This is a genomic window from Pleurocapsa sp. PCC 7327 (genome assembly GCF_000317025.1).
GTDB lineage: Bacteria > Cyanobacteriota > Cyanobacteriia > Cyanobacteriales > Microcystaceae > Hydrococcus.
Window position 1 is genome coordinate 3,224,379 of sequence record NC_019689.1, and the last position, 24,482, is coordinate 3,248,860.

Below are 24,482 nucleotides of genomic sequence, written 5' to 3' on the forward strand. Positions count from 1 at the left end.
TCACGAACTGGAGGAGCATCGGCGAATGGTATCAGTAGTATCGTGTCGCTTGCGATAGTTTGAGCTGAAGTAGTCTTTCATCGCCCAACTTTTGCCGCAGAGTTGGCTTAAAGGGTGACGCATTAAGGGTGCGAATAATCTCTGCCGCCACAGCTTTGGCTAATAGTGGCGGTACGGAATTGCCAACCTGTCGAAATCCATGCCATTTGGTCGCATGAAATCTAAACCAGTCGGGATAGGAATGCAGCCGTGCTGCTTCTCTGACCGTAATACATCTTGGCGTAAATGGATGAATTGGTCTGGCAGAGGTAAAAGCCCCATTATACTTATTGGTTCCGGCTCTTAGCGTGTTACAAATCCCATCGGGATGCAGCTTGTGGAAACGACTGATCTTTTCGGTTTCGCCGTGACGAGTTTCTTGAAAGCGTTTAATCGTTTCAGCAGTGTGTCTGGTTCGTATGCTTGAGGAGAGAATTTGCAAATTATATTCGCGATCGTATGAATAATCATCTTCCAACTGTTTGATGCCGCGAAGGATGAGAGCATAATGACTAGAACCCTTGCATTCAGCGATAACCCAGTCTTTTCTTAGTAATTCTGGATAATGTTCTACTTCAGGCAAATCTCCGATGGCATCCCACACTGTCGGGGCAGTGGGTAGATTGGATAATTTTTTATATTTGAAGTTATTTAACCGAACTGGTTGAGTGATTGGCTGAGGGTATTTGGGTAATTCAAAATCCTCTCTTGCTCCCAGGAGAAATAATCTTTCGCGAGCTTGTGGAACTCCGTAACAAGCGGCATTGAGAACTTGATAATTTTTTTGTACTTGGTAACCTTGAAGCTGAAATTCTTGTATCAAAGTTTCGAGGATTTTTTGTTGTTTTCCAACAGCCAATCCCCGTACATTTTCCATGACGAAAAATTTGGGTTTTAACTCCAAAACTACTCTCAGAAACTGAAAGACAAGGGAGTTGCGCGGATCGTCAACTACTCGTTTGCCAATTAGTGAAAATCCTTGACAGGGAGGTCCTCCAAAAACTACATCGATATCGCGATCGCCAATTGCCGATTGATTTCTAATTTCTGCTCCCGTTATTTTAGTTATATCTCGACATAAAACAGTCCAGAAAGGAAAATTATATTCATGAGTCGCGCAGTGAATCGGATCGATTTCTACAGCAGCAAGCACGTCAAATCCTGCCTGTTCAAAACCGAGAGTCATTCCCCCCGCACCTGCGAATAAGTCTACTGCAATAGGTCGCTCGCGATCGCTTTTCTTGACCATCCCGATTACTTAAGCACGCTCTTAAAATTCAACGATAACGGGAGCGTGATCGCTAGGCTGAGGAAGCTTTCTCGGTTCTACGTCAATCCTACAGCTAATCGCTCTTTCATAGAGTTGGGGGGTTAAATAATGATGGTCGATTCGCCATCCTCGGTTGCGTTGAAATCCTCCTTGGCGATAGTCCCACCAACTAAAATGTCCGCCTTCGGCAGTAAATTTGCGAAAAGCATCCTTTAAACCGATTGCTAGGACTTTCTGTAGCGCTTGGCGTTCGCGGGGAGAAGCCATGATATGATTTTCTTTTCCTTTTGGATCGTAAATATCTCTATCTTCTAAAGCAATATTGAAGTCTCCACAGACGCAAAGTTCCTCCGAGCTTTTTTCGCGCAGCGTTTTTAAATAGTCTTTTAGCACTTTAAGCCAACGCAGTTTATAGTCATATTTCTCGCTATCGACAGCGGCACCATTTGGCACGTATAAATTAACAATCCGAATCTCACCAATAACGCCAGTAATCACTCGCTTTTGCGAGTCAAAATCCAAATCTTCAGCTAGCAAATCGCCTAAAACAGGAGCAAAACCCGTACTTATTTGCGTTAATGGCTGTAGGCTAAAAATCGCTACCCCATTGTAAGATTTTTGCCCGGAGATATAGAGATGATATCCAAGTTTTTCAAAACAATCTCTAGGAAAATCTGCATCAGTTACCTTTGTTTCTTGTAAACAAAGAACATCGACAGGATTGTTTTGTAGCCAATCTACTACGTGCTGCTGGCGAGTGCGAATTGAATTAACATTCCAAGTGGCAATTTTCATGGGTTATGGCTGCTAATTCGAGTAGAAATAGAAATCTTAGCATTTTGATGCCTAAATTGAGCAAAATGAGGAGATTTATTTTAACAATTTAAGTATCCTACAAATTAAGAATAAAATCGTTCAAATCTATCGCTTAAAATTGGAAGAAAGAACAAGCGAAACTTTCTTGACTAATCCTCTTAACATTATTGTCATCGGCGGCGGGGCTGCCGGATTTTTCGGGGCAATTACTTGTGCCGCTACCCATCCCCATACCCAAGTAACGTTACTAGAAGCAGGGCACACTCCTTTAGCGAAGGTGCGAATTTCTGGTGGGGGAAGGTGTAATGTCACCCACCACTGTTTCGATCCCGCTCAATTAGTACGATTCTATCCTAGAGGAGAGAAAGAACTGCGAGGCGCTTTTAGTCGTTTTCAACCCAAAGATACCATCGCTTGGTTTGAGTCTCGCGGCGTTCGCTTAAAAACCGAGGCGGATGGCAGGATGTTTCCCGTGACAGATAATTCGGAAACAATTGTCAATTGCCTGATGGAAACGGCAAGACAAACGGGAGTCAAATTGCGCACCAAGGCAATGGTCAAATCTGTGAAGAAAAAATCGGATTCTCCCGCACAAAAAGGATTTGAGGTGGAGTTAAAAACGGGAGAAATTTTAAAGTGCGATCGCTTGTTAATTGCAACGGGAAACAATCCGTTGGGCTATCGTTTTGCCAAAGAGTTAGGACACGCGATCGAACCTCCAGTTCCTTCTCTTTTTACATTCAATATTGACGATCCTCGCCTGCAAAATTTAGCTGGAGTTAGCGTTGAGAATGCTTGCGTGTATCTCGCGAATACCGGGAAAAATCGACTCGAACAAACGGGAGCATTATTAATTACCCATTGGGGACTTAGCGGTCCTGCGATTTTAAAATTATCTGCTTGGGGAGCGAGAGTTTTATACGAACATCGCTATCAAATGTCTTTGATAATTAATTGGGTTCCTACCCATAACCTAGAAACTTTACGAAAATACTTATTAGAACTTAAATCGAACAATCCCAAGCGTAAAATTTCCAGTTATTCTCCTTTACCGATTCCAAAACGCCTTTGGCAGAGATTCCTGACCTTTGTTGGCACCGATAGGCAAATGACTTGGGCAGAATTATCTAAGGAAGCTTTGAATAAATTAGTTCGAGAACTGGCACAAGGACAATATCAAATTCAAGGGAAAGGCGTTTTTAAAGAAGAATTCGTTACCTGCGGCGGCGTAAAGTTAAAGGAGGTCGATTTTAAAACGATGGAAAGCAAAATTTGTCCCGGACTTTATTTTGCAGGGGAGGTTCTCGACATCGATGGAATTACGGGCGGATTTAATTTTCAAAGTGCTTGGACGACTGCTTGGCTAGCAGGTAATGCGATGGGGAAATAATCTAGCGATCGCAGCATAAAATTGTTACTTATCGCTCACAGTTGGGAATGCTTAGAACAAAGGTAATTATTTTCTTAGCTTCTCAGTAACAATAATGATTCAGCTCAACTTTCTGAAGCCCGCCAAACAAAACAATACTGATGCAATAGAATCCTCATTCAAGAGTCAGTTAGAATCTGAAGATGTTTCTAATGATGCCTCCAATTCTATTGTTAAAACAGAAGTAAATAACTTAACAAAGCCTCAGACTCAGCAATCGTCTTGGCTTACTTCACTTGAAGTAGTTGGCAGCGTTGCAATGCAAGCTGGCGGTGCGATTACTGGTGCTGCTGTCAGTGTTGGTGGGGCAGTTGGAAATACTGCTGTACAAGCTGGCGGTGCGATTACTGGTGCTGCTGTCAGTGTTAGCGGAAATATTGGAAATGCTGCTATATCAGCTATAAATGGAATTGGATACTTGTTTGATATTGCAAGCAATAGTCCTCAAATTCGAGAGATTGCAAAAGTTTTTCAAGTTGATTGGTTAATTAATGTTATAGAGAAAGTAGATATAGTCAAAGCCGAAACTGAAGTCAAAAAACTACAGCAAAAATATCCCGATGAAAAACCAAATGAGATTGCTCATCGCCTCATTGTAGACAAGGCAATGTATGCGGGAGGAATGGTAATAGCAAGCAGTTTACTACCTGGAGTTGCTGCTGCTATGTTTGCAGTCGATTTGGCTGCGACAACTCTACTGCAAGCAGAAATGATTTATCAAATTGCCTGTGCTTATGGATTAGATTTAAAAGATCCAGCTAGAAAAGGTGAAGTTCTGACAATTTTTGGTCTGTCTCTTGGTGGCGGTCAGCTATTAAAAGCAGGGTTGGGTATATTGACAAATATTCCTGCTGCTGGTGCAGTTATTGGTTTGAGTACCAATGCCTTAATGCTTTATGCTTTGGGATATGGTGCTTGTAGATTTTATGAAGCAAAGATAAATCCTTTAACTATAGAAGCTAACTTAATAGATATTCAAGCTAAGAGCGAAGAGTATCTCAAGAAAGCTATCTCGCAAGAAATTATTATAGATCAAATTTTGGTTCATATTCTTATAGCTGGAAATCCAGACAAAACGTGGGAAAGTATTTTTCCAGAACTAAAATCTTTCAATCTTAGTCCTATTTCATTAGAAACGATATCAAATAATATTAACTTACTTCCTTCTTTAGATACTTTACTCGATCGCCTCGATGAAGACTTTGCGGTTGTTCTACTATCAAAATGCCAAAACATTGCTCGGTTAGATGGTGTAATTACAGCAGAAGAAGCACAGATAATAGAGACAGTTAGAAAGAAATTTGAGATTAATTGAGCATACTTGCCAACGCTCAAAAAAGTTTTCCCCCGTGCAATTTCCGAAATTGGAAAACTGACGGGGGATTGTGTATATCTCAAATCGATTCGGCTCGACTTAGCAAACTCAATTGGATTACATTAAGCCCAATTGAGAGAGGATTCCTTGGCCAGTCAGCAGTTCGGTAAGCACGCCAATGGTGAAGCCCAGCATAGCTAGACGACCGTTCCAGCTTTCAGCAAAAGCGGTGAAACCAAATTTAGCCTCTTTGTTTTCCATAAGTCGTAACCCCTATAGATTAAGTGCAGTTGAAGTTCAGTCAAGTATCTGTAATTAAATTTAACTTATAATTTCTAACTTTGCAACATTTCTTTATGTTCTGGCAAGGCGATCGCGAAAGCCATTATCCTGTAAGTTTTGCTACAAATTACTACCGCAACTCTATTACCTCTCTGTCAAGACTCTAAAATAAAAGTGAACAGCGACCAGCGCTCGAACAGCTAATAACTGGTAACTGTTTTATGACCCCCATTCGAGGGAAATGCATTGAGGGGTAAAAATGAACAATCGCGCTTGCGCTTCCCCGGTGACGAAGCATCCGATGGTTTTGGCGCTGCATACCGCCGTCCAGGGGAGAGCTAGATTTAAAGTTAGAGGACTTTATCGCTCAGACGAACTCAAAAAATATTTAGAGTCGCGCTTGTCAAGTAAAAAAGGGATTAATTTTGTATCGGCTCGTCCGGCAACGGGTCATATTATTGTCCGCTTCGATCCGGAATGTAGTTATAAAGCGATCGCACAAGCGATTGAAAAGTTGGTATTAGACTACAGAAATCAGAAGGCAGAAGTCGGAAATCGGAATTCGGAATTCGGAATTCGGAAGCCGGAAGTTAATATCCTCCTCCCAGTCTCCCCATCTCCTCGCCTTCCTGCCGAACCATGGCATCTCAAAGACGCAGGAGCGATCGTAGCTGAATTGGAAACCTCGGCGGAAGTGGGATTAGCGAGCCGAGCAGCTAGAGAAAAACTGCAACGATACGGAGCCAACGTCCTATCAGAAACGCCCCCTCGCTCCGGGCTAAGCATTTTGCTCGACTACTTCAAATCCGTACCCGTTGCCTTGCTTGCGGCTGCGGCGGGGCTTTCCCTGGTTACAGGGGGCGTAGCAGACGCAGTCGTCATCATGGGGGTAGTAGCCCTAAATGCTGCTCTCGGTTACGCCACAGAAAGCCAATCGGAACGAATTATCCATTCTCTCAAGCACCTGGTCAAACCTTCTGCCTTTGTTATCAGAGATGGCAATTTAGTCGAAATTAGCGCCCAAGAAATCGTTCCAGGAGATATTTTGGTTCTCAAACCGGGCAGCTACGTACCAGCAGACGCAAGGCTGATCGAAGCCGACCGTCTCAGCGTTGATGAGTCTGCCTTAACGGGCGAGAGCATCCCCGTAACGAAAACACCTGAAACCCTCGCCCGTCCGGACGCTCCCCTCGCCGAACGCACCAATATGGTCTATATGGGGACGATCGTTACGGGAGGGCAAGGGCTAGCCGTAGTCGTTGCCACGGGACAAAATACAGAGATGGGAACGATTCAAACCCTGGTAGGCGAGACCATCGTCCCGCAAACCCCCATGGAAAAACAACTCGATCGCGCGGGAAGTCAACTCGTCCTGGCATCGAGCGCAGTTTGCGGCATCGTTTTTGGGATCGGTTTATTGCGCGGCTACGGCACTCTCCAGATGCTCAAGACATCCATCTCTCTGGCAGTAGCTGCGGTTCCCGAAGGATTGCCAACGGTTGCCACGACAACTTTAGCGCTCGGCATCAACAATATGAGGAAGCATCACGTCCTCATCCGCCGCCTCGATGCAGTAGAAGCCCTGGGTTCCATTCAGACCATCTGCCTGGATAAGACGGGGACGATCACGACCAATCAAATGTCAGTCGTAGAACTGTACGTGGATGGACAATCCATTCAGCGCTCCGATGGAAAATTCCTGGTGGGAGAAGAAGAGATCGACCCCTACACTAGCGACAACCTGACAAAACTGATGCTGGTTTCAGTTCTGTGCAACGATAGCGAGGCGAACTCGGATGAGAATGGATTTTACGTTCTCAATGGCTCGTCAACTGAAAACGCCCTGCTCCAGATGGCAATTGATGCCGGGACGAACGCGATCTCGCTCAGGGAAAAATATCCGCGTCTGGAAACCAGCCACCGCTCCGAAAACCACAATTTCATGACCACCGTTCACCTCAACGAACATCATAAATTTATTGCCGTCAAGGGAAATCCGACAGAAGTCATCGATCTGTGTAGCTGGCAGATTAAGAATGGGAAAAAAGTTCCTCTAAGCGAAGCAGACAAGTTGTCGATCGAGGCAGAAAACGAGCGCATGGCGGGCAAGGCGCTCAGAGTGTTGGCAGCCGCTTACATGGAAACCGATCTAGAAGATAACAACGGCAATCTTCCAGAAGATCTAATTTGGTTGGGACTGATCGGCATGGCAGATCCGATCCGGCATGGCGTCAAAGACTTGATGGGCAACTTCCATCAGGCAGGCATCGATACGATCATGATCACTGGCGATCAAAGTCCCACTGCCTACGCCATCGGCAAAGAATTGAATCTGAGTCGGGGCGAGCAACTACAAATCCTAGATTCAACCCACCTCATTGAAATCGATCCCGAAGTCACGAAGGGACTGTGCCAGCGAGTCCACGTCTTTGCCCGGATCAGTCCTTCTCATAAACTGCAAGTCGTTCAGGCATTGCAACAAGCTGGAAGAGTCGTTGCCATGACGGGAGATGGAATCAATGACGCTCCGGCGCTCAAGGCAGCCGAAGTCGGAATTGCCATGGGGCATACGGGAACTGATGTCGCCCGCGAAGTAGCCGATGTGGTGATAGAGGATGACAACCTCGAAACCATGATTATTGCCGTCAGTCAGGGACGGACTATCTACAACAACATCAGAAAATCGGTTCACTTCCTGCTCTCCACCAACACCAGCGAGATTCTGGTCATGCTTTTTGCCACGGTAGGGGGTCTGGGTCAGCCTCTCAATGCCATGCAACTTCTTTGGCTCAACCTAGTGACCGATATTTTCCCCGGTCTCGGTCTTGCCCTGGAGCAGCCAGAACCCGACGTACTCAGCCAGCCTCCTCGTCCCCCCGAAGAACCAATCCTCAAGCAATCTGACTTTAAGCGCATTACCGCAGAGTCAGTTACTTTATCAGCTAGCGTTTTGGGTTCCTATATATACGGCATCCTACGCTATGGCATCGGATCCCAGGCAAGCACGATCGCGTTTATGAGCATGGTTGCAGCGCAACTCATGCACGCCCTGAGCTGCCGTTCTGAAAAACACCGTGTTTGGAGCAAAACCAAACTGCCGCCGAATCGATATTTAGGTGCCGCTCTAGGAGGGTCGTTCGCGCTACAGAGCCTGTGCTTTATAATTCCGGGTTTGAGGAGTCTGTTGAAGCTTGCGCCTATTAATGCTTTGGATGGCGTTGTCATCGGCAGTAGTGCTTTCCTACCCTTTGTGGTGAATGAAACAACTAAGAAAGAACAACAAGAGAATAGAGCAACACTAAAGCAGGAAAGCTCGGAAGCGAGAGGAGATATTGTGGGGAGTGTGGGAAGAACTGGGAGTGTGGGAGGACTCCCAGATAAGGAAGAGACAAAAAAGGCAAAAAAGACAAAAAAGACAAAAAGACAAAAAAAGAAAAAAGACAAGGGAGACTAGGAGACAAAGGGACAGGGAAACTAGGAGACGGGAGTGCGGGGGGAGTGTGGGAGATGTGAGGAGAAACGGGAGCTTCTGGAGGCAGGGGAGAAGAGAAACAAGACCAACCACTAACTACTAACTACTATCCACTAATATCAAATCCGGATGAATGACCACAATAACCAGTAGTGCGAAAGATCCTTCGCTATCCCCTTCGCTATCGCTGGGGGCTTCTCATCTTGGTCGCGAGCGGGACACTCGCACTACACATTATGACTAATTAAACGGATTTGATATAACAATCCAAAATCCTTTCATCCAATGAAGAACTATGAAACAAGACTTTATGTTCACCTCCGAATCGGTAACCGAGGGACACCCGGATAAACTGTGCGATCGCATTAGCGACGCGATCGTTGATAATTTTCTGCGCAAAGATCCCTATTCGCGGGTAGTTACGGAGTGCGCGGTCGCTACCTCGATCATTTTTATTGCGGCTCGGTTTGATTCCGATGCGATCGTAGACTTTACTAAAATTGCTAGAAAGGTCATCAAACAAGTCGGTTACGATCAGCCTGATTTCAGCGCGAAAACCTGTAGCATCCTAACTAGCCTCAAAGAGTTACCGCCGAGTCAATACCGCTATTTCGACGAAAAAAAACTCTCGGATGAGGAGATCGATCGCATTACAGTCAAAAATCAGGCAACCGTTTTCGGGTTTGCTTGCAATCAAACGTCTGCCTTGATGCCGCTTCCGATTTGGCTGGCACACAAATTGGCAAAGCGATTGACCGCCGTCAGATGCCAAAATATCCTTCCCTATCTCACGCCGGATGGAAAAACTCAGGTAGGGATTGAATACCGCGATCGCAAACCACATCGCATCCACAGCATCACTGTCATTGCCAGTCAGAACCAACCCTTTAACTCCCAAGGGCCCGATCTCAAAACCCTGCAAGACGATATTCGAGCAGCCGTCATCGACCCAGTTTTTGAGAACGAAGAAATTCAGCCAGACGACCAAACCAAAATCTTTATCAACCCCGACGGATCGCTAATTATCGGGGGTCCTGCTGCTCATTCCGGGCTAACGGGTAGAAAAAATGCGATCGATACCTACGGCGAATATTCGCGGCACAGTGGCGCAGCCCTCAGCGGCAAAGATCCGACGCGCATCGATCGCATCGGCGCTTATGCCGCTCGTTATGCTGCCAAAAATGTCGTAGCAGCAGGACTGGCTGACGAATGCGAAGTGCAGCTTAGCTATTCGATCGGGCTTGCCCATCCCGTCAGCGTCCAAGTAGAAACTTTTGGAACGGGAAAAATTTCCGATCGAGAAATTACGATGCTGCTAGAGAAGTGTTTCGATTTCCGACTGGCTGGCATTATCAAACGGTTTAATCTCAGGACGTTGCCCGCAGCGATCGAAGGCGGATTCTATCGACAGCTAGCCGCTTACGGTCACGTCGGTAGAATCGATCTGGGGTTTATTCCCTGGGAGGAAACCGATAAGGTTCCAGTTTTACAGGAGTCGATCTCAAGTCCGGTTGGGTGACTAAAACAATTCGCAATTCTCAAATCTTGCACCTATGCTTCACCCGACAAGGGAATTCATTCTCTTGCTCGATCGCGAAAGTCCTCGCCTATGGGGCTAATATCAAATCCGGTTGAACAAACACAATAACAAGTAGTACGAGCCTCTTGCTCGCGAGCGAGACGTATGCGCTTACGCGCACGCTATACATAAATATTAAGGTCAATTAAACAGATTTAAAATAAATGATTATTAGATAAGACTTTCAGTCCATTTTAATGATGGACTTATGCTGTTAGCCAAGAAATTGATTTCTTGGCGAGATTTTAATGTTTACTAGTTATGATGCAAGATATAAGAATTTGCAATTAAAGAGAGTCCTCGCCACTGATTGTAATTGCGAATTAGTGCGATCGGAAAACCTAAAAGTTTAAAGGCAAGCGCACGGTAAAAATACTTCCTCGATCCAATTCGGATTGAACTTCAATTGTACCGTGATGTCCTTGGACGATCTGCTGGCACAAATGCAATCCCAATCCGTGACCGAAACGCTTGTGAGTTCCCTGACGAAACCGCTCGAAAATTGTCTGTCGATCGTCGGGAGCAATTCCGATACCCGTATCCCGAACTTCGATCGCCACCCAATCGGATGTTTTTCCGTCCGCTTGAGATGATAGGTTCGAACGAACTTCCACAAACCCGGTATCGGTGAATTTGATCGCATTGCCGATCAAGTTAGTCAGTACTCGCCGTAACTCCAGGCGATCGCCTCTTATCTCTCGTGCGTCTACTGCCAAGTTCATTCGTAATTCCAGTCCTTTTGCCTCTGCCAAAGGAGTTAATTGTGCTACAACTTCTTCAATTAATTCCGCTAAATTGAAATTGATAAAGCTGAGCGTCTTCTCCCCAACTTCATAGTGATGGACTTCTAGCAGGGTATTTAACATCTCTAGCAAGTTTTGATTATTGCTGATGATATTCTCAAGTGCTTTTTTAAGTTCTGGCGAAGCTTCTCCAAAGACTCCTCGCAAAATTAAGTGCAGCATTCGATCGGCGGCGACTAAAGGCGTTCGCAGATCGTGGGTGAGACAGCGAACGAAGTTCTCTCGCTGGTCGATGGAATATTTGAGGCGCAAAAGCGATCGCACCCTCGCTTGCAGTTCGTCGATTTGAAAGGGTTTGCGGATAAACTCATCTGCTCCTGAGTCTAAACCCTGCACTACACTCGATTGCTCGTGCGCTGTAATCAACAAAATCGGGATATAGGGTAAATTAGAATTCGCTCGGATGCGTCGCGTTACTTCATAGCCATCCATTTTTGGCATCATTACGTCGAGCAACACGAGATCGGGAGGCGATTTTTCAATTTGTTCTAGAGCCATAGAACCATCGCCAACCAATACGACATTGTATCCTTCCTGTTCTAGTGCCAATTTAATCAGGAATAGATTGTCGGGAATGTCATCGACAGCGAGGATATAGTTAGTAGTTTTTGGAATGGGAACGACGGACATACAAAAATAAAAATTCAAAAAATTTCTTTTAATTACGTTTCGACCTGACGCGGAAATTCTACTTGGAATGCCGACCCTTTACCAACCTGGCTTTCAACGGCAATCGTTCCTTGCATCATCTTAACCAAAGAATTGGTAATTGCCAGCCCCAAGCCGCTGCCCCCGTGTTGGCGAGCCAGGCTGCCATCGACTTGTCGGAAAGCTTCAAAGATTGCTTCTAAGTACTCGCTCGCAATTCCTATGCCCGTATCTCTCACTGCGATCGCAACTCGGTCGGGATTTAATTCCCAGACTTTCACCCAAATGCTACCGGAGTCGGTAAACTTGATGGCATTGGAGAGAAGGTTGATCAAGATTCGCCGCAGACTATTTTGGTCGTTGACGACGAGAGGATTTTTTAAGTCTAGATCGACTTGTAGGCTGAGTTGTTTTTGCATGGCGAGGGAACGAAGTTCTTCCACAGTAATCTGCACTAATATAGCCAGGTTAAATTCTTCTGGATTGAGCGTTAATTGACCGGATTCAAGTTTAGAAAAATCGAGAACTTCATTGAGCAGAATGAGTAGGTTTTGACTGTTGTTAATGATGCGCTGTACGATTTCAGTTTGCTGTGGCGTAAGCGGATCTGGGTACTGGCGCAACAAAATTTGCGAGAATCCCATTATGGCATTGAGGGGGGTACGTAATTCGTGGGACATGGTTGCCAAAAATTGGGATTTGAGGCGATAGGCTTCTTGCAGTTGCAAGTTCTGTAACTGAATTTGTTGCCGTTGCTTTTCCAATTCTTGATTCTGATGCTGGAGAAGTGCATTACTTTCTTTGAGCTGTTGGTTTGCTAGTTCTGCTGCTTTTTGCGCGCGATCGACGCGAATAGCATTGCGGAGAGTCTGAGCGAGCGTTTCTGGGGATACTCTGGTTTTGGAGAGATAATCAGAAGCCCCTGCTTTCATCATCTCAACGGCAATTTGCTCGTCTCCCTGACCCGTCAGGACGATGGTGGGAACTTTCACCCCTATTGAGTATAATTCCTTAATTAACCCCAGTCCATCGCGATCGGGTAAAAGATAGTCTAGGAATATACAATCAAAGTGGGTATTTTGGAGTAGAGCGATCGCGTCCCGGGCATCGCCAGCTTCGGATAATTCCATTCTTATGCCTGCTTTTTGGAGCGAGCGGCGTAGTGCTAAGCGATCTACTCGATCGTCATCTACAATTAAGATTTTGAGTGTATCCTTCATTCCTGCTCACGGCATTTCACACAGCATCCAATACTTATTTAGAGCCGATACGACCTCTATAAATTTAGAAAACGTAACGGGTTTGAGAATATAGCCTGCCACACTCAAGTTGTAGGCTTCTAACTTATCTCTGTCTTCATCAGAGGTTGTCAAAACAATTACTGGTATCGCCTTCAGTTGAGGGTCAGCTCGCAGCTCATGGAGGAATTCCAACCCATTCATTTGAGGCATATTGAGATCTAGCAGAATGAGACGGCGTTTTGGAGGAACCACCGGAGGTTCTCCATCTTGGGAGCGCAACATTGCCAAAGCCTTTAATCCGTTCTCGGCTATGTAAAGGGGATTGGCGATCTGGTTTTTTTTAAATGCTCGCCGGACGTTCATCACGTCAACTTCGTCGTCTTCTACTAGCAAAATGTTAATCGTTCTATCCTCCATTCATTTGCCGCCATTGCGTTACCGTTTGTTTTTATTTAACCACGGTAACAGTTACGGCATAATCGTCAATAATGCTAAAGCATTCTTTACTTAAATGTCTTCAGCTATTGGTACAAATTACTACAACTAGCTATCTATGTCTTAAGTTAGAAATTGACGCTTTTAGTCATGGTCTATCATCTCGTTTGAATCCTTATCATTAAAGTTAGTTTTGGGAAATTAGAAGGGAAAGCGCGATCGCTCCAAGTCTATTTGAAAACCGATAGTTACGCTGCCACAGCGTCAGCCGGTCGGAGCAGTCGGTTCTTGTCTCGAACTAAATATTGCGAGATATTATTCTGCTAGTTTTTTTTGGCTTAGCTCTGCCTTACAATAGATAGGCGTTACATGATTTTTCATTTTTTCTGAAACATCAAAACAAACGCATCTGCCAAAAGAATTTCTTAAGGCTCAGCCCGTCTCTTACTTTTGATAGATGAAATTAACCAAATCGATCTTTCACGATGATAAAAGCATTGTCTGTCGGAAGTAATAACACTTTGATTTTTAGCAGCTAATAAGTTTAGTAATGAGTGAAATTCGCGTTGTTATCATCGAAGACCACGATCTAAGCCGGATCGGTTTAAGTGCTGCTTTGCAGCAAGTTGAAGATATTAAAGTTGTTGGCGAGGCAGCCAATGGTCGTCAAGGGCTACAAATTCTAGCAACAACCAAGCCGGATGTCGCGGTAGTCGATATCGGGTTGCCGGATATCGATGGGATCGCAGTGACGCAGCGGCTCAAGCAGTCTCAGGACAATGCTGACGCAGCGCGAACCAAAGTTCTCATCTTGACAATGCACAAAAGCGAGAACTCTGTCATGGCGGCTTTTGCAGCTGGCGCCGACTCATACAGTCTCAAGGATGTGAGTTTGGAGAATCTGGTACGAGCGATTCGGACGACAAATGAAGGGAATGCCTGGATCGATCCAACGATTGCCCGTATCGTTCTCAAGCAAACTCGACAGCCCATTCCTAACGAGCCTCCCAAAACCGTCGAGGAGCGATCGCTGGCAAATACAAGAACGATTAGCTCTCTAGATACAGAAGCTCAGCAGATGATCGAAACTTATCCCTTGACCGATCGAGAACTGGAAGTTTTAGAGCTAATTGTTGCTGGTTGTAATAACCTGCAAATCGCCGAAAAGCTGTACATTACCGTCGGCACGGTTAAGACTCACGTCCGCAACATTCTTAACAAGCTATGTGCTGACGATCGCACCCAAGCAGCAGTCCGCGCCCTGCGCTCTGGTTTAGTAGAATAAATAATTAACGTTGTTAGATTTATTTTTCTTTCCTAAAAAACATTTCACAGATGAAAGCCGCTCTTAATTTTTACGAATCTATGAGCGGCGTTTTGCTTCTATTCAGTTCCTCGATCGAAAATTTAAAAGGCTTTAGTCAAGCGATTTTTTAACTTCGTCTTTAATGTTTTCTACGGAGTGCCTAGCTGCTGCTTCGGCTTGCTTAGCTTTTCCCTCAGCTTTATCTTTAGGATCGCCCGTAACTTCTCCTACCGTTTCTTGAACTTTCCCTTCAACATTTTTAAGAGTTGCTTCAACTCTATTTTCGGTACTCATGTGAATAACTCCTTTTTTTTATTAGTTATTTTTTGTTTTTGACAATTATAAAAATAAATGGTAATGCGAAAGTAAATCTTCCAACTAAAGGAATAAGATTAATAAAATAAGAATCTTTCTAAAGAGATAAAGTTACAGAAGTTGCTATACTGAGACCCGCACCCTGGTTGAGTGACAGAACTCAAATCGCCCTCACCCCAACCCCTCTCCCACTCTAGGAGAGGGGCTTTCAACCTAAGACTTTTGCCTGAAGTCCCTTCACCCCTTATGGGAGAAGGGATTTAGGGATAAAGGGACGGTAAGTCAGGAAATTCATTTCCTGACAGCTACATCAGTGTTAAGGTTAGAAATCTTCCGCCTCTTCTAACTTTATAGAACCGTTTCCATAGATATGCAAGTTAGATCTTGAAAATTTAGTTGGAGGAAGATATGATTCTTCCTCATTCAGAATGATTGGCGATAAGCTTTAATTGAAAAAAATCTATTTTCATCAGAAAAAGCGATCGCTCTCGAAAATCTTTTTTCTGGATGCGAGTTAGAGATACTCCGTCGTTTCGCGGTAGAGCCTCGACGGACGACTTGAGTAGGCGAACTTCTTTGCCCACCGCGTTCTCCTCTAACTTCGTGAGAATCGCTCTCGCTTTCTGGCTTGTATCTATCTAAGGAGAGGTGGATTGGTTAGAGTCATCTTGCTCGTTGTGGCTGCGGTTGTAGGCTTATTAATCGCCATTGAGATAGGATTGAGGGTTTTATTGGGTTTGGGCGATCGCCCCATTTATATCCCAGACGAAGAAATAGGGTATTTGCTCGCCCCCAATCAAAAAATGCGTCGCTTTGGCAATCGAATTTTTATCAATCGCTATTCCATGCGCAGCGACGAGTTGGCAGACGTTCGCCCTGCCGCTACTTTACGGATACTCTTATTGGGAGATTCGATCGCCAATGGTGCTTGGTGGACCGATCAAGCGCAAACGATTTCTGCCGCGATCGCGCAACAATTACAAGCTAACCTACCTCAGCCTTTCCAAACGGTAGAAGTTCTCAATGCTTCGGCGAATTCTTGGGGACCTCGCAATCAGTTAGCTTATCTCAAGCGTTTCGGCACCTTTGACTCGCAAATCATCGTTTTACTGCTCAATACCGACGACTTGTTTGCGACTGCGCCGACTCCTTTGCTAGTCGGACGCGATCCTAACTACCCCGATCGCAAACCCAACTCGGCAATCGGAGAATTGTTAGAGCGCGTTTTCGTCCGTCCCCAGCCGATTCCTGGTATGGCCAAAGTTTATCAAGAGAAAGGCGATCGCGTCAGTCATAACCTGGTGGCAATTGAAAACATCCACGCGATTGCTTGCCAAAATCGCGCCCAATTCCTTCTCGCGATCGCGCCGCTGCTTAGGGAAGTAGACGGAACCGCACCCAGGGAGTACGAACAAAAGGCCAGATCTCGCTTGAAAGCGTTTGTCCAAACTCGGAAGATTACCTTTGTCGATTTTTTACCGCTATTCAAACACAGCGACCGCCCAACCTTCTTATATCGCGATCGCATTCATCTGACCCCCGATGGCAACCGACTGGTAAGCGATACCCTTGCTCAATTGATTTTGGCTTTTTGATTCCCCCTATCCTCCCCTGAGAAGGGGGTTGGGAGGATCTGAGATCTTGCACCATTCTCAACAACTGCTGTTGTCATTAATTTTCCGGCCGAGCAAAAAGTCTTCTAAAGAAGACCCAATAGGAATTTCAGTCGATTTTAATCGAGTTGCGCTTTGAGCCTAGAACTTTAGTTCTAGGCGTTGATGCTTTGGATTTAAGAAATCGTCACCATCGGCGCGTTAACTGGGTAATTCCAACTCGACTGCTGCCAAGCTTGACCGTCTAGTGCCATTTGTTCGATCGAACTAGCCAAACGCAGCGCTTTGAGTGCCTGTTCGCCGCCGACGGAGGGTTGATTGCCGCCGCGCACGCAGTTGACGAAATGTTCCAATTCGGCGTGAAGTGGCTCGATATTGCTAGTATAAACTTTTTCAATCAAACCATCCTGTCGATAGAGTACTTGTCCGTAGTCCGTCGTGTAGTTAGCCGTTGTTTGGCGATGAATCAAAATTTCATTGTTAAGAAAATCTGCTTCTGTCAGGGAATTCTTACAATGAGCGGATAAACGACGAATTTTGCGATGGGTGACTTTGCTAGCAGTCAACGTTGCTACGATGCCATTGCTAAACCCTAACGTCGCGGTCACGTAATCGAGATAGCCAGAATCGGCAGCGCGACTGCCGCTGGCATTTAGTTTGACTACCGGTGCGGCGACGAGATCCATCAGGAGATCGACATCGTGGATCATTAAATCTAGGACGACAGAAACGTCATTAGCGCGATCCGAGTAGGGACTCATCCGATGAAATTCTAAAGCCAGTAATTCCTCGGTTTTGAGGACTTTACTCAACTCCTGAAAGGCAGGATTGAAACGTTCGATATGTCCGACTTGTAGGATGCAATTAGATTCTGCTGCCGCATTGACTAAAGATTCTGCCTCAGCAATGCTAGCCGCGATCGGTTTTTCAATTAAAGTATGGATGCCAGCATGCAGACAATCGATGCCTACCTGATAGTGCAATTTCGTGGGTACGGCAATACAGACGGCATCTACATAAGGTAACAGGTCTAGATAATTTTCAAAAAAACGAACCCGATATTTACTAGCCGTATCTAAACCTCGCTCGACGTTAATATCGGAGATTCCTACTAACTCAATATCTTTAAGCAGGCTAAGTACGCGGGTATGATGTTGTCCCATATTGCCTACACCGATAACGCCGACGCGAATTGGCTGGAATTGGCTTCTGGGTATTTTTATCCGTTGGTGTCTTTCTGACATCCGCAATTTTACTCCTTTCGACTCCACCACCACATTTGATTTAGGCAATTGTGCCTTTGTGCCTCTAAAACCATCAAGATACTATCATAGCTATTCCACTCGCGATGAATTTCAATATACTTAGTCGTCCTAGAATTTCTCTCATTCCTCAAAAATAAAAGTTGTTTATCGATCGCTGAGGAGTTGTCTGGGATCTTGAAGATTTTTCTGAAATTTTTTAAGGAAATGATGGTTGTAACATGGGCGAGCGCTTAATTTTTGTGGAAATTTATTAATTATTGTTGGAATTACTTTACATGGCAATCTTATATGATTTGTGAGCGGCGCGAGCATGTTGCTTGCACTTCCTAGTTGAAGTACTAAGCAAGCGTTGAACTTAGAAGAATCCTTTGAATCGCAAACAAAGACCAAACCTTCAAGGATAATAACAATAGCAATTAGGCGCTCCTGTGAAAAACGCTCGCTCGAACATCGATGGAAGTTCCTCGCCTTCATCCAGACACGATCGAAGAGGTCAAACAACGGGTTGATATTTATGATGTCATCTCGGAGTATGTCGTGCTGCGCAAGCGCGGAAAGGATTTTGTAGGCTTATGTCCCTTCCACGACGAGAAAACGCCCAGTTTTAGCGTCAGTCCCAGCAAACAAATGTACTATTGCTTTGGCTGTCAAGTGGGGGGAAATGCCATCAAATTTTTGATGGAGCACAGAAAGCAATCCTTCAGCGAGGTCGTTCTCGATCTGGCAAGAAGACATCAAATCTCGATTAAAACGCTAGAACCCGAACAAAGACAGGAACTTCAGCGTCAACTATCTCTGCGCGAGCAACTTTACGAAGTTTTGGCGCTGACGGCGAGTTTTTATCAACATGCTCTCCGACAGCCACAAGGCGAAGTTGCCCTCGATTATTTAAAACGCGATCGCAACTTGAGCGAGGAAACGATTGGGCAATTTCAGTTGGGATATGCCCCCGCCGGATGGGAAACCCTCTACCGCTATCTAGTAGAACAAAAACGCTATCCCATCGCCATTGTAGAACAAGCCGGACTCATCAAACCGCGCAAGACGGGGAATGGGTATTACGATGTATTTCGCGATCGCGTGACGATTCCTATCTGCGACACCCAGGGGCGAATCATCGGTTTCGGGAGTCGAACTTTAGGCGCAGAAGAACCAAAATACCTTAATTCTCCAGAAACGCCTCTATTTGATAAAAGTAAGACCCTATTTGCCCTCGATAAAGCTCGCAATAGCATTGGCAAAGACGAGCGCGCGATCGTTGTCGAAGGATATTTCGACGCGATCGCGCTTCACGCAGCAGGTATTACCAATGTAGTCGCCTCATTGGGAACGGCTCTTACCCAAGACCAGATCCGACTCCTGATACGCTACACCGAATCGAAGCGAGTTATCTTTAATTTCGATGCCGATAACGCCGGAACCCAAGCCACGCATCGCGCTATTAGCGAGATCGAACCTCTTGTGGATGCGGGGCTAGTGCAGATCGGGATTCTCAATCTTCCGGGTAGCAAGGATGCGGACGAATTTCTCAAATCCAGTGCCGATGCAGTAGATACCTATCGCCAACTCATTCAATCTGCGCCTCTATGGTTCGATTGGCAAATTCAGCAACTGATCCGAGGGCGCGATCTCAAGCAAGCCGACCAATTCGAGCGAGTAGCGCAAAATATGGTCAAATTGCTCGATCGACTCGAAGATAGCAATCTACGCAGTTATTACCTTCGCTACTGTGCCGAAATTCTCAGCCAGGGAGATTCCCGAACGATTTCCCTGCACCTCAACAGTTTGCTGGCTCAAATTAAGAAACCCAAACGGCAATTTGCACCCAAAGCCAAACGAACCGTCCAGTCTCCCCCTCTCGTTCTTGCCGAGAAAAGCCTCCTCGACGAAGCAGAAGCCGATCTCTTGGGAATTTATCTACATTGTCCCGAATACCGAAGCGCGATCGTCGAGGCGCTAGAAGAAACAGAATTGTTCTTTAGTCTGCCTCACCATCGCCTTTTGTGGCAGCAGATTATGGAATTGCGCGAAGTTAGCAGCGATCGCCTGATTTCGCAACTACAAGACCGTCTCGTTCAATTTCCCGAACAGGCGAATCAACTATCTCATCTGTTTCAGATTACGGAGACCAAACAGTGGGAAGATAGCACTCGCGCGCCGATTATGATTCGCACGGCGATCGCATCTCTAGAACAAGTCGCTCAAGAAAAATACCGCCGCTACTGTCTTCAACAACTGCAACGACTCGATCCAGCCCAGGAAGCCGAACAAATGCACTATTTCTATCAGGAGATTCAAAATACGACCCAGCGCATTCGAGAATTAGAGAAGCTGCGGCATTGCGAAGGCTAATATCAATTCGTAAAACTAACGGATTGCAGATCGCTAACTTCCCTCACGCACATTTTGGTAACTGTACGTCAAAATTAAAGTATATCTTAATAAAATTTTGCGTTCGTTGATTTTTGAATGCTGAGTATCTCAACCGGACAAACACTGCCTCAAGTTCCTCGAATCATTACACCTTTACCAGGTCCTCGCGCCCAGGAACTGATCGAACGCGATCGCGCCGTATCTTCTCCTTCCTATACTCGCGGCTACCCCTTGGTGGTGGCTAGAGGAGAAGGATCTACGATCGAAGATGTAGATGGCAACGTCTTTTTAGATCTGACGGCGGGAATTGCCGTAACAGCCACCGGGCACGCCCATCCTCAGGTCGTTCGAGCTATCGCCGAACAAGCGAGCCAACTAATACACATGTCGGGGACAGATTTTTACTACGCCCCAATGGTAGAGTTGGCGGAGATGCTCGCAGAACGTGCCCCTTTCCCCAAACCCGAACAAGGGGCACGCGCCCGCGTTTTCTTTACCAATTCTGGCGCGGAATCTACCGAAGGTGCAATCAAATTGGCTCGCTACTATACGGGGCGATCGCGTCTGATTGCCTTTTTGGGAGGCTTTCACGGACGCACCTATGGAGCCATGTCGCTGACGGGTTCTAAAGCCGTTCAGAGAAAAGGATTTGGACCTCTACTTCCCGGCGTTACCCATATCCCTTACGGCACCCATGCCAGCTTGGACTATCTCGAAAAAAACCTTTTTACTTCGATAGTGCCGCCAGAAGAAGTGGCTGCGGTTATCGTCGAACCCATCCAAGGCGAAGGCGGTTATATCGTACCGGAGGATGGCTTTCTAGAACGCCTGCGCCAAATCTGCGATCGCCATGGCATTCTGATGATAGTCGATGAAGTACAGTCGGGAATGGGACGCACGGGGAAATTATTGGCGATCGAACATTGGGGAGTCATGCCCGATATCGTTACCCTCGCTAAAGGGATTGCTAGCGGACTGCCTCTCGGTGCTATCTTAGCGCGACCAGAATTAATGACTTGGCCCCCCGGTTCTCATGCCAGCACTTTTGGCGGCAATCCAGTGGCTTGTGCGGCAGGTAAAGTTACCCTAGAGCTATTGGAAGAAGGGTTAATAGAAAATGCTCGCCACAGAGGAGAAGAGTTGCTCTGTGGTTTAACGCAACTCGCCCAAAAATGCGATCGCGTTTCTCTACCTCGCGGGAAAGGATTGATGGTTGCGATCGATTTATTTGATGACGATGGCAACTTAGATCCCAATCTGCGAAATTGGCTCGTAGACGAAGCATTTTGTCGGGGGCTGTTGCTTCTCGGTTGCGGTAAGGCAGCAATTCGCTTTTGTCCGCCCTTGATAATTACTAGCGAACAGATTCAAGTGGCGTTAGACATTCTCGCCCAATTATTAACAGAAATCCCATGAAACAAGCACAAATCGCCCGCCAACTGTGGGAACGCCTATGGCAAGATTACAGCCGTCGCGTCGAGTATGCTCGCGTCTATCAATCGATAATAGAAGAAGCAGGCGGCGCGATCGCTAACGATCATATCGCTTTTCGTTCCCTGCGCTTAACCCTCGATCGCCCGATGGGAAAAATTAACTTGGGCATTCCCTATATTGCTGATATTGCAGAAGCGTTAGGCTACGAAGTCGCTGGTGAATACGAATTTCCCGATCGATATCTCTCTGCCCGTCACTACCACCATCCCGAACAAGATCGGTTTGACTTACCCAAACTTTTCATCAGCGAACTGGTGGTGGATACATTACCCGATTCCATTGTTCGACAAATCGAAGCAACCGTTAGTTCTGGCAACTTTTTTGATTTAGAGTTCCTCAAACCCAAGATTGAAGCTACATCTACCGATGCAGAGATCGAACAAATTGCTACGGTTCTCCAAACCGCCTTTATTCGCCCTTGGGAACCTCCCAAGCGATCGCTAGTCGAATCAGTTAACCAAGTTTCTCAATACGGTGCCTGGGTTCTTTTGCATGGCTATGCAGTCAATCACTTTACAGGCTATATTAACCGCCAGCATACCCTTCAATATCCCGATATCGAAAGTACGGCTCGCGCTTTGGCACAACGAGGTGTCCCGATGAAAGATGCGATCGAAGGCAGTCGGGGAAGCGGTTTGCGACAAACAGCTACCCAAGCAGTCACAGAATTAGTTGACGTTTGGGACGATGCTAAGGGCGAACTGTCTCAAATTCCGTGGACGTATGCTTATTATGAGATAGCCGAGCGAAATTTTATTGAAATTTCTCCCGGAAAAACTGCCTTGTTTGAAGGATTTCTCAATACACAGGCAAAGAATTTATTTGAGATGACGAGGAGATCGGAGGACAGTAATCAGTAATCAGTTGGTTATTAGTAGATTCACTCACTCATCGGAAAATTGCCAGCAGGAAATATGCTCTACATCCGTGCTACTGCAATAGGAACAAACTGCTTCAAAAGAGGAGTCTATCCACTCGGCATCGCAGGTACGGCAGTGGCAAAAAATGTTATTGCGATTAGTAATTTCGATTTTCGATCGCCATTTCCGTAATTCTGCTGAATCTAGTGCTAAGTTATTGCCTGGCATCTGATTCCTTGAATTCAAAGAGGCTGATTTTTGAGTGTTTAAGCAATTAAGATGGCATTGCCCATTATTAGGAATCGTAGTCTTTTTTTTCACTCTGGCGATCGCGTCTTCAGTTAGAAGTGAAACGCCTCAACAAAAAGGCGATCCTGCCGCACCGAATGAAGCATTAGATTTGAAGCCAGAAATCATCGAAGAAAGCTCCGTTTTGAAGCGATGGTTACAAGAAATTCCCAACGTTTCCGAAGATATTGACGGCGATCCCAGCTTTCGGACGCGCATCCGGTTAGGTTATTCTCAGTTTCCATCTTCTAGCGATGCAGGCGGATTGATTATCGGGGTAGAAGATATTTTTATTGGGAGAACCGGATTGACGTTTAGTGGAGATTATCAAGCGTCTTTTAATGGCGATCGCGAATCAGTCGGCGGCAATTTACACTATTATGTATTGCCTTTAGGAAGTTATTTTAATCTTGCTCCAGTCCTGGGATATCGCTATATCAACAGTGGCGACTATTCTACTGATGGAGTCAATGTTGGGATCCGGTTAATGTTGTCTTTATCGCGTACTGGTGCTGCCGATATTTCTCTAACTCAGAGTTTTGTCTCCCCTGGCGATAGCGAAGAAGTCGGAATGACGACGCTTTCTGTCGGTTATGCGATCGCGAAGAATGTACGATTATCTGCCGATATTCAACAACAAAATTCAACTCAAGACAAAGATAGTCGAGTCGGGATTGTTATTGAATGGATGCCTTAATAAATACCAGGGTTATTTCATTCTGATTGCAGTTACTAAGTACAGGCACTCTACATGACATTCTCTATTTTGGGGACAACCTGGGAGCTACTTCTCAAGCAACCAACAAAATTAATATAACATAACCAATTATTGAAGCCAATAGTATTTCTTGAGTTCTATCCAAAACGATATAGAGAAGTTTAAATACAAGGCGATCGCTTCGATCTCCCAAGCCTTTCTTGGTCGGGTACGAGAAATAAATTTGCTTGTAGTTTTTTCCCGATTTGTTTTTGAATTCTCGTCGAGCTTGTTGAAGTTTTTGAATTTTAGATTTGCGATCGCTTAAGGTTAGCGATCTAATTAAAAATCCTCTAACTCTGGTCTTTTGTTTATTCATTTAAAACTTAGCTTTATCATCTGCCCATCCTGAATAAGTTTACTACGGTTACTACGATCGGTTATTCGATTAGTTCTGTAGAGAAATCGTATTTTTAAGAAAAAATGTTACTTTAGATAGAAGAATAAATATGCAAATTTAGAAAGAGAGAGATTATCGAAAAAAAAAGAAAAATATAAAATTACCTTAAAACTATTTATTTATGCAATCAATCTTAAATCGAGCCAGTCTCTTATGACATCAGCTGACGCATCGTTTTCAGTATGTAAAAATTTTATACAAGTATAAGAAAAACTCAGTAGGGACACTGAGTTTGAATTGATGAAACGATGTTTAAGTAGGCAGGCATAAATAAACGTAAAATATAAAAGTAGTAAACACCTCAAGATTATGAGCAATGCCATCTTCTTAATTAAATAACGAAGCCAGAAAAGATTGAGATCAGAAATTATTCAACTTTGTTGGTTTAATTCTGCCTACCTACTTACGTCAACAACAAGGGACTTTCATCCAACTAAAAAGACAAGCATGGTATTTACTAACCAATTTAAAGAGTTTAGAAG

At 45.2% G+C, this 24,482-nt stretch carries 20 protein-coding genes; 10 read left to right on the forward strand and 10 right to left on the reverse strand.

Translation table 11 applies throughout. From position 1 onward, the window contains the following. Nucleotides 1–31: 31 nt before the first annotated feature. Nucleotides 32–1,288 carry a DNA cytosine methyltransferase gene (locus PLE7327_RS14435; protein WP_015144548.1) on the reverse strand — a complete coding sequence of 419 codons (1,257 nt, stop codon included), beginning with the start codon at nucleotides 1,286–1,288 and terminating at the stop codon, nucleotides 32–34. A gap of 21 nt (nucleotides 1,289–1,309) precedes the next feature. After that, nucleotides 1,310–2,104, reverse strand: a complete 795-nt coding sequence (gene xth, locus PLE7327_RS14440; RefSeq protein WP_015144549.1) for an exodeoxyribonuclease III — start codon at nucleotides 2,102–2,104, stop codon at nucleotides 1,310–1,312. A gap of 166 nt (nucleotides 2,105–2,270) precedes the next feature. Between xth and PLE7327_RS14445 the strand changes: the two genes are divergently transcribed. Both PLE7327_RS14445 and PLE7327_RS14450 read left to right on the forward strand, forming a co-directional pair. Further along, nucleotides 2,271–3,515, forward strand: a complete 1,245-nt coding sequence (locus tag PLE7327_RS14445; RefSeq protein WP_041393345.1) for an NAD(P)/FAD-dependent oxidoreductase — start codon at nucleotides 2,271–2,273, stop codon at nucleotides 3,513–3,515. A 94-nt stretch (nucleotides 3,516–3,609) separates the two neighbouring features. Further along, nucleotides 3,610–4,869 carry a hypothetical protein gene (locus PLE7327_RS14450; protein WP_015144551.1) on the forward strand — a complete coding sequence of 420 codons (1,260 nt, stop codon included), beginning with the start codon at nucleotides 3,610–3,612 and terminating at the stop codon, nucleotides 4,867–4,869. Between the two features lie 117 nt (nucleotides 4,870–4,986). On the opposite strand, the gene PLE7327_RS14455 is transcribed toward PLE7327_RS14450, so the two are convergent. Further along, nucleotides 4,987–5,130, reverse strand: a complete 144-nt coding sequence (locus PLE7327_RS14455) for a hypothetical protein (RefSeq protein WP_015144552.1) — start codon at nucleotides 5,128–5,130, stop codon at nucleotides 4,987–4,989. A gap of 280 nt (nucleotides 5,131–5,410) precedes the next feature. Here PLE7327_RS14455 and PLE7327_RS14460 point away from each other — a divergent pair, with 280 nt between their 5' ends. Continuing rightward, on the forward strand, nucleotides 5,411–8,605 hold the full coding sequence (locus PLE7327_RS14460; RefSeq protein ID WP_015144553.1) for an HAD-IC family P-type ATPase: 3,195 nt from the start codon (nucleotides 5,411–5,413) through the stop codon (nucleotides 8,603–8,605). Nucleotides 8,606–8,918: 313 nt separating this feature from the next. Further along, a complete protein-coding gene (metK, locus tag PLE7327_RS14465; protein ID WP_015144554.1) occupies nucleotides 8,919–10,142 on the forward strand; it encodes a methionine adenosyltransferase in 1,224 nt (407 codons plus the stop codon). A gap of 401 nt (nucleotides 10,143–10,543) precedes the next feature. On the opposite strand, the gene PLE7327_RS14470 is transcribed toward metK, so the two are convergent. From PLE7327_RS14470 to PLE7327_RS14480, 3 genes are read right to left on the reverse strand one after another with little or no spacing between them, the layout of a single operon-like run. Further along, the gene (locus tag PLE7327_RS14470) at nucleotides 10,544–11,635 is read right to left on the reverse strand and encodes a hybrid sensor histidine kinase/response regulator (RefSeq protein ID WP_015144555.1); all 1,092 of its coding nucleotides are present in this window, start codon (nucleotides 11,633–11,635) and stop codon (nucleotides 10,544–10,546) included. Between the two features lie 32 nt (nucleotides 11,636–11,667). Next, on the reverse strand, nucleotides 11,668–12,873 hold the full coding sequence (locus tag PLE7327_RS14475; RefSeq protein ID WP_015144556.1) for a hybrid sensor histidine kinase/response regulator: 1,206 nt from the start codon (nucleotides 12,871–12,873) through the stop codon (nucleotides 11,668–11,670). A gap of 6 nt (nucleotides 12,874–12,879) precedes the next feature. Continuing rightward, a complete protein-coding gene (locus tag PLE7327_RS14480; RefSeq protein ID WP_015144557.1) occupies nucleotides 12,880–13,311 on the reverse strand; it encodes a response regulator in 432 nt (143 codons plus the stop codon). Between the two features lie 568 nt (nucleotides 13,312–13,879). On the opposite strand from PLE7327_RS14480, the gene PLE7327_RS14485 reads away from it, so the two are divergent. Beyond that, nucleotides 13,880–14,614, forward strand: coding sequence for a response regulator transcription factor (locus PLE7327_RS14485; protein ID WP_015144558.1), 735 nt, complete (start codon nucleotides 13,880–13,882; stop codon nucleotides 14,612–14,614). A 132-nt stretch (nucleotides 14,615–14,746) separates the two neighbouring features. Here the strand turns inward: PLE7327_RS14485 and PLE7327_RS14490 are convergent, their stop codons facing one another. Then, entirely contained in the window at nucleotides 14,747–14,929 is a 183-nt protein-coding gene (locus PLE7327_RS14490) for a CsbD family protein (RefSeq protein WP_015144559.1), read from the reverse strand. A 674-nt stretch (nucleotides 14,930–15,603) separates the two neighbouring features. On the opposite strand from PLE7327_RS14490, the gene PLE7327_RS14495 reads away from it, so the two are divergent. Next, the gene (locus PLE7327_RS14495) at nucleotides 15,604–16,545 is read left to right on the forward strand and encodes an SGNH/GDSL hydrolase family protein (protein WP_015144560.1); all 942 of its coding nucleotides are present in this window, start codon (nucleotides 15,604–15,606) and stop codon (nucleotides 16,543–16,545) included. Between the two features lie 194 nt (nucleotides 16,546–16,739). Here the strand turns inward: PLE7327_RS14495 and PLE7327_RS14500 are convergent, their stop codons facing one another. After that, nucleotides 16,740–17,807 (reverse strand): Gfo/Idh/MocA family protein, encoded by a 1,068-nt coding sequence (locus PLE7327_RS14500; RefSeq protein WP_015144561.1) that lies wholly within the window; start codon nucleotides 17,805–17,807, stop codon nucleotides 16,740–16,742. Between the two features lie 474 nt (nucleotides 17,808–18,281). On the opposite strand from PLE7327_RS14500, the gene dnaG reads away from it, so the two are divergent. The 3 genes from dnaG (at nucleotide 18,282) to PLE7327_RS14515 (ending at nucleotide 22,555) form a co-directional block, all read left to right on the forward strand. Beyond that, nucleotides 18,282–20,180 carry a DNA primase gene (gene dnaG, locus PLE7327_RS14505; RefSeq protein WP_015144562.1) on the forward strand — a complete coding sequence of 633 codons (1,899 nt, stop codon included), beginning with the start codon at nucleotides 18,282–18,284 and terminating at the stop codon, nucleotides 20,178–20,180. A 117-nt stretch (nucleotides 20,181–20,297) separates the two neighbouring features. Continuing rightward, entirely contained in the window at nucleotides 20,298–21,617 is a 1,320-nt protein-coding gene (locus PLE7327_RS14510) for an acetyl ornithine aminotransferase family protein (protein ID WP_015144563.1), read from the forward strand. After that, the gene (locus tag PLE7327_RS14515; RefSeq protein ID WP_015144564.1) at nucleotides 21,614–22,555 is read left to right on the forward strand and encodes a DUF1338 domain-containing protein; all 942 of its coding nucleotides are present in this window, start codon (nucleotides 21,614–21,616) and stop codon (nucleotides 22,553–22,555) included. Before PLE7327_RS14510 ends, PLE7327_RS14515 begins: the two co-directional genes overlap by 4 nt. Nucleotides 22,556–22,579: 24 nt before the next feature. Here PLE7327_RS14515 and PLE7327_RS23540 read toward each other — a convergent pair whose 3' ends face one another. Then, complete coding sequence (locus PLE7327_RS23540; RefSeq protein WP_015144565.1) at nucleotides 22,580–22,783, reverse strand: hypothetical protein; 204 nt, start codon at nucleotides 22,781–22,783, stop codon at nucleotides 22,580–22,582. 34 nt (nucleotides 22,784–22,817) lie between these two features. On the opposite strand from PLE7327_RS23540, the gene PLE7327_RS14520 reads away from it, so the two are divergent. Further along, a complete protein-coding gene (locus PLE7327_RS14520; RefSeq protein WP_015144566.1) occupies nucleotides 22,818–23,540 on the forward strand; it encodes a hypothetical protein in 723 nt (240 codons plus the stop codon). A 94-nt stretch (nucleotides 23,541–23,634) separates the two neighbouring features. Here PLE7327_RS14520 and PLE7327_RS14525 read toward each other — a convergent pair whose 3' ends face one another. Beyond that, nucleotides 23,635–23,919, reverse strand: a complete 285-nt coding sequence (locus PLE7327_RS14525; RefSeq protein WP_015144567.1) for a hypothetical protein — start codon at nucleotides 23,917–23,919, stop codon at nucleotides 23,635–23,637. Between the last annotated feature and the right edge of the window lie 563 nt (nucleotides 23,920–24,482).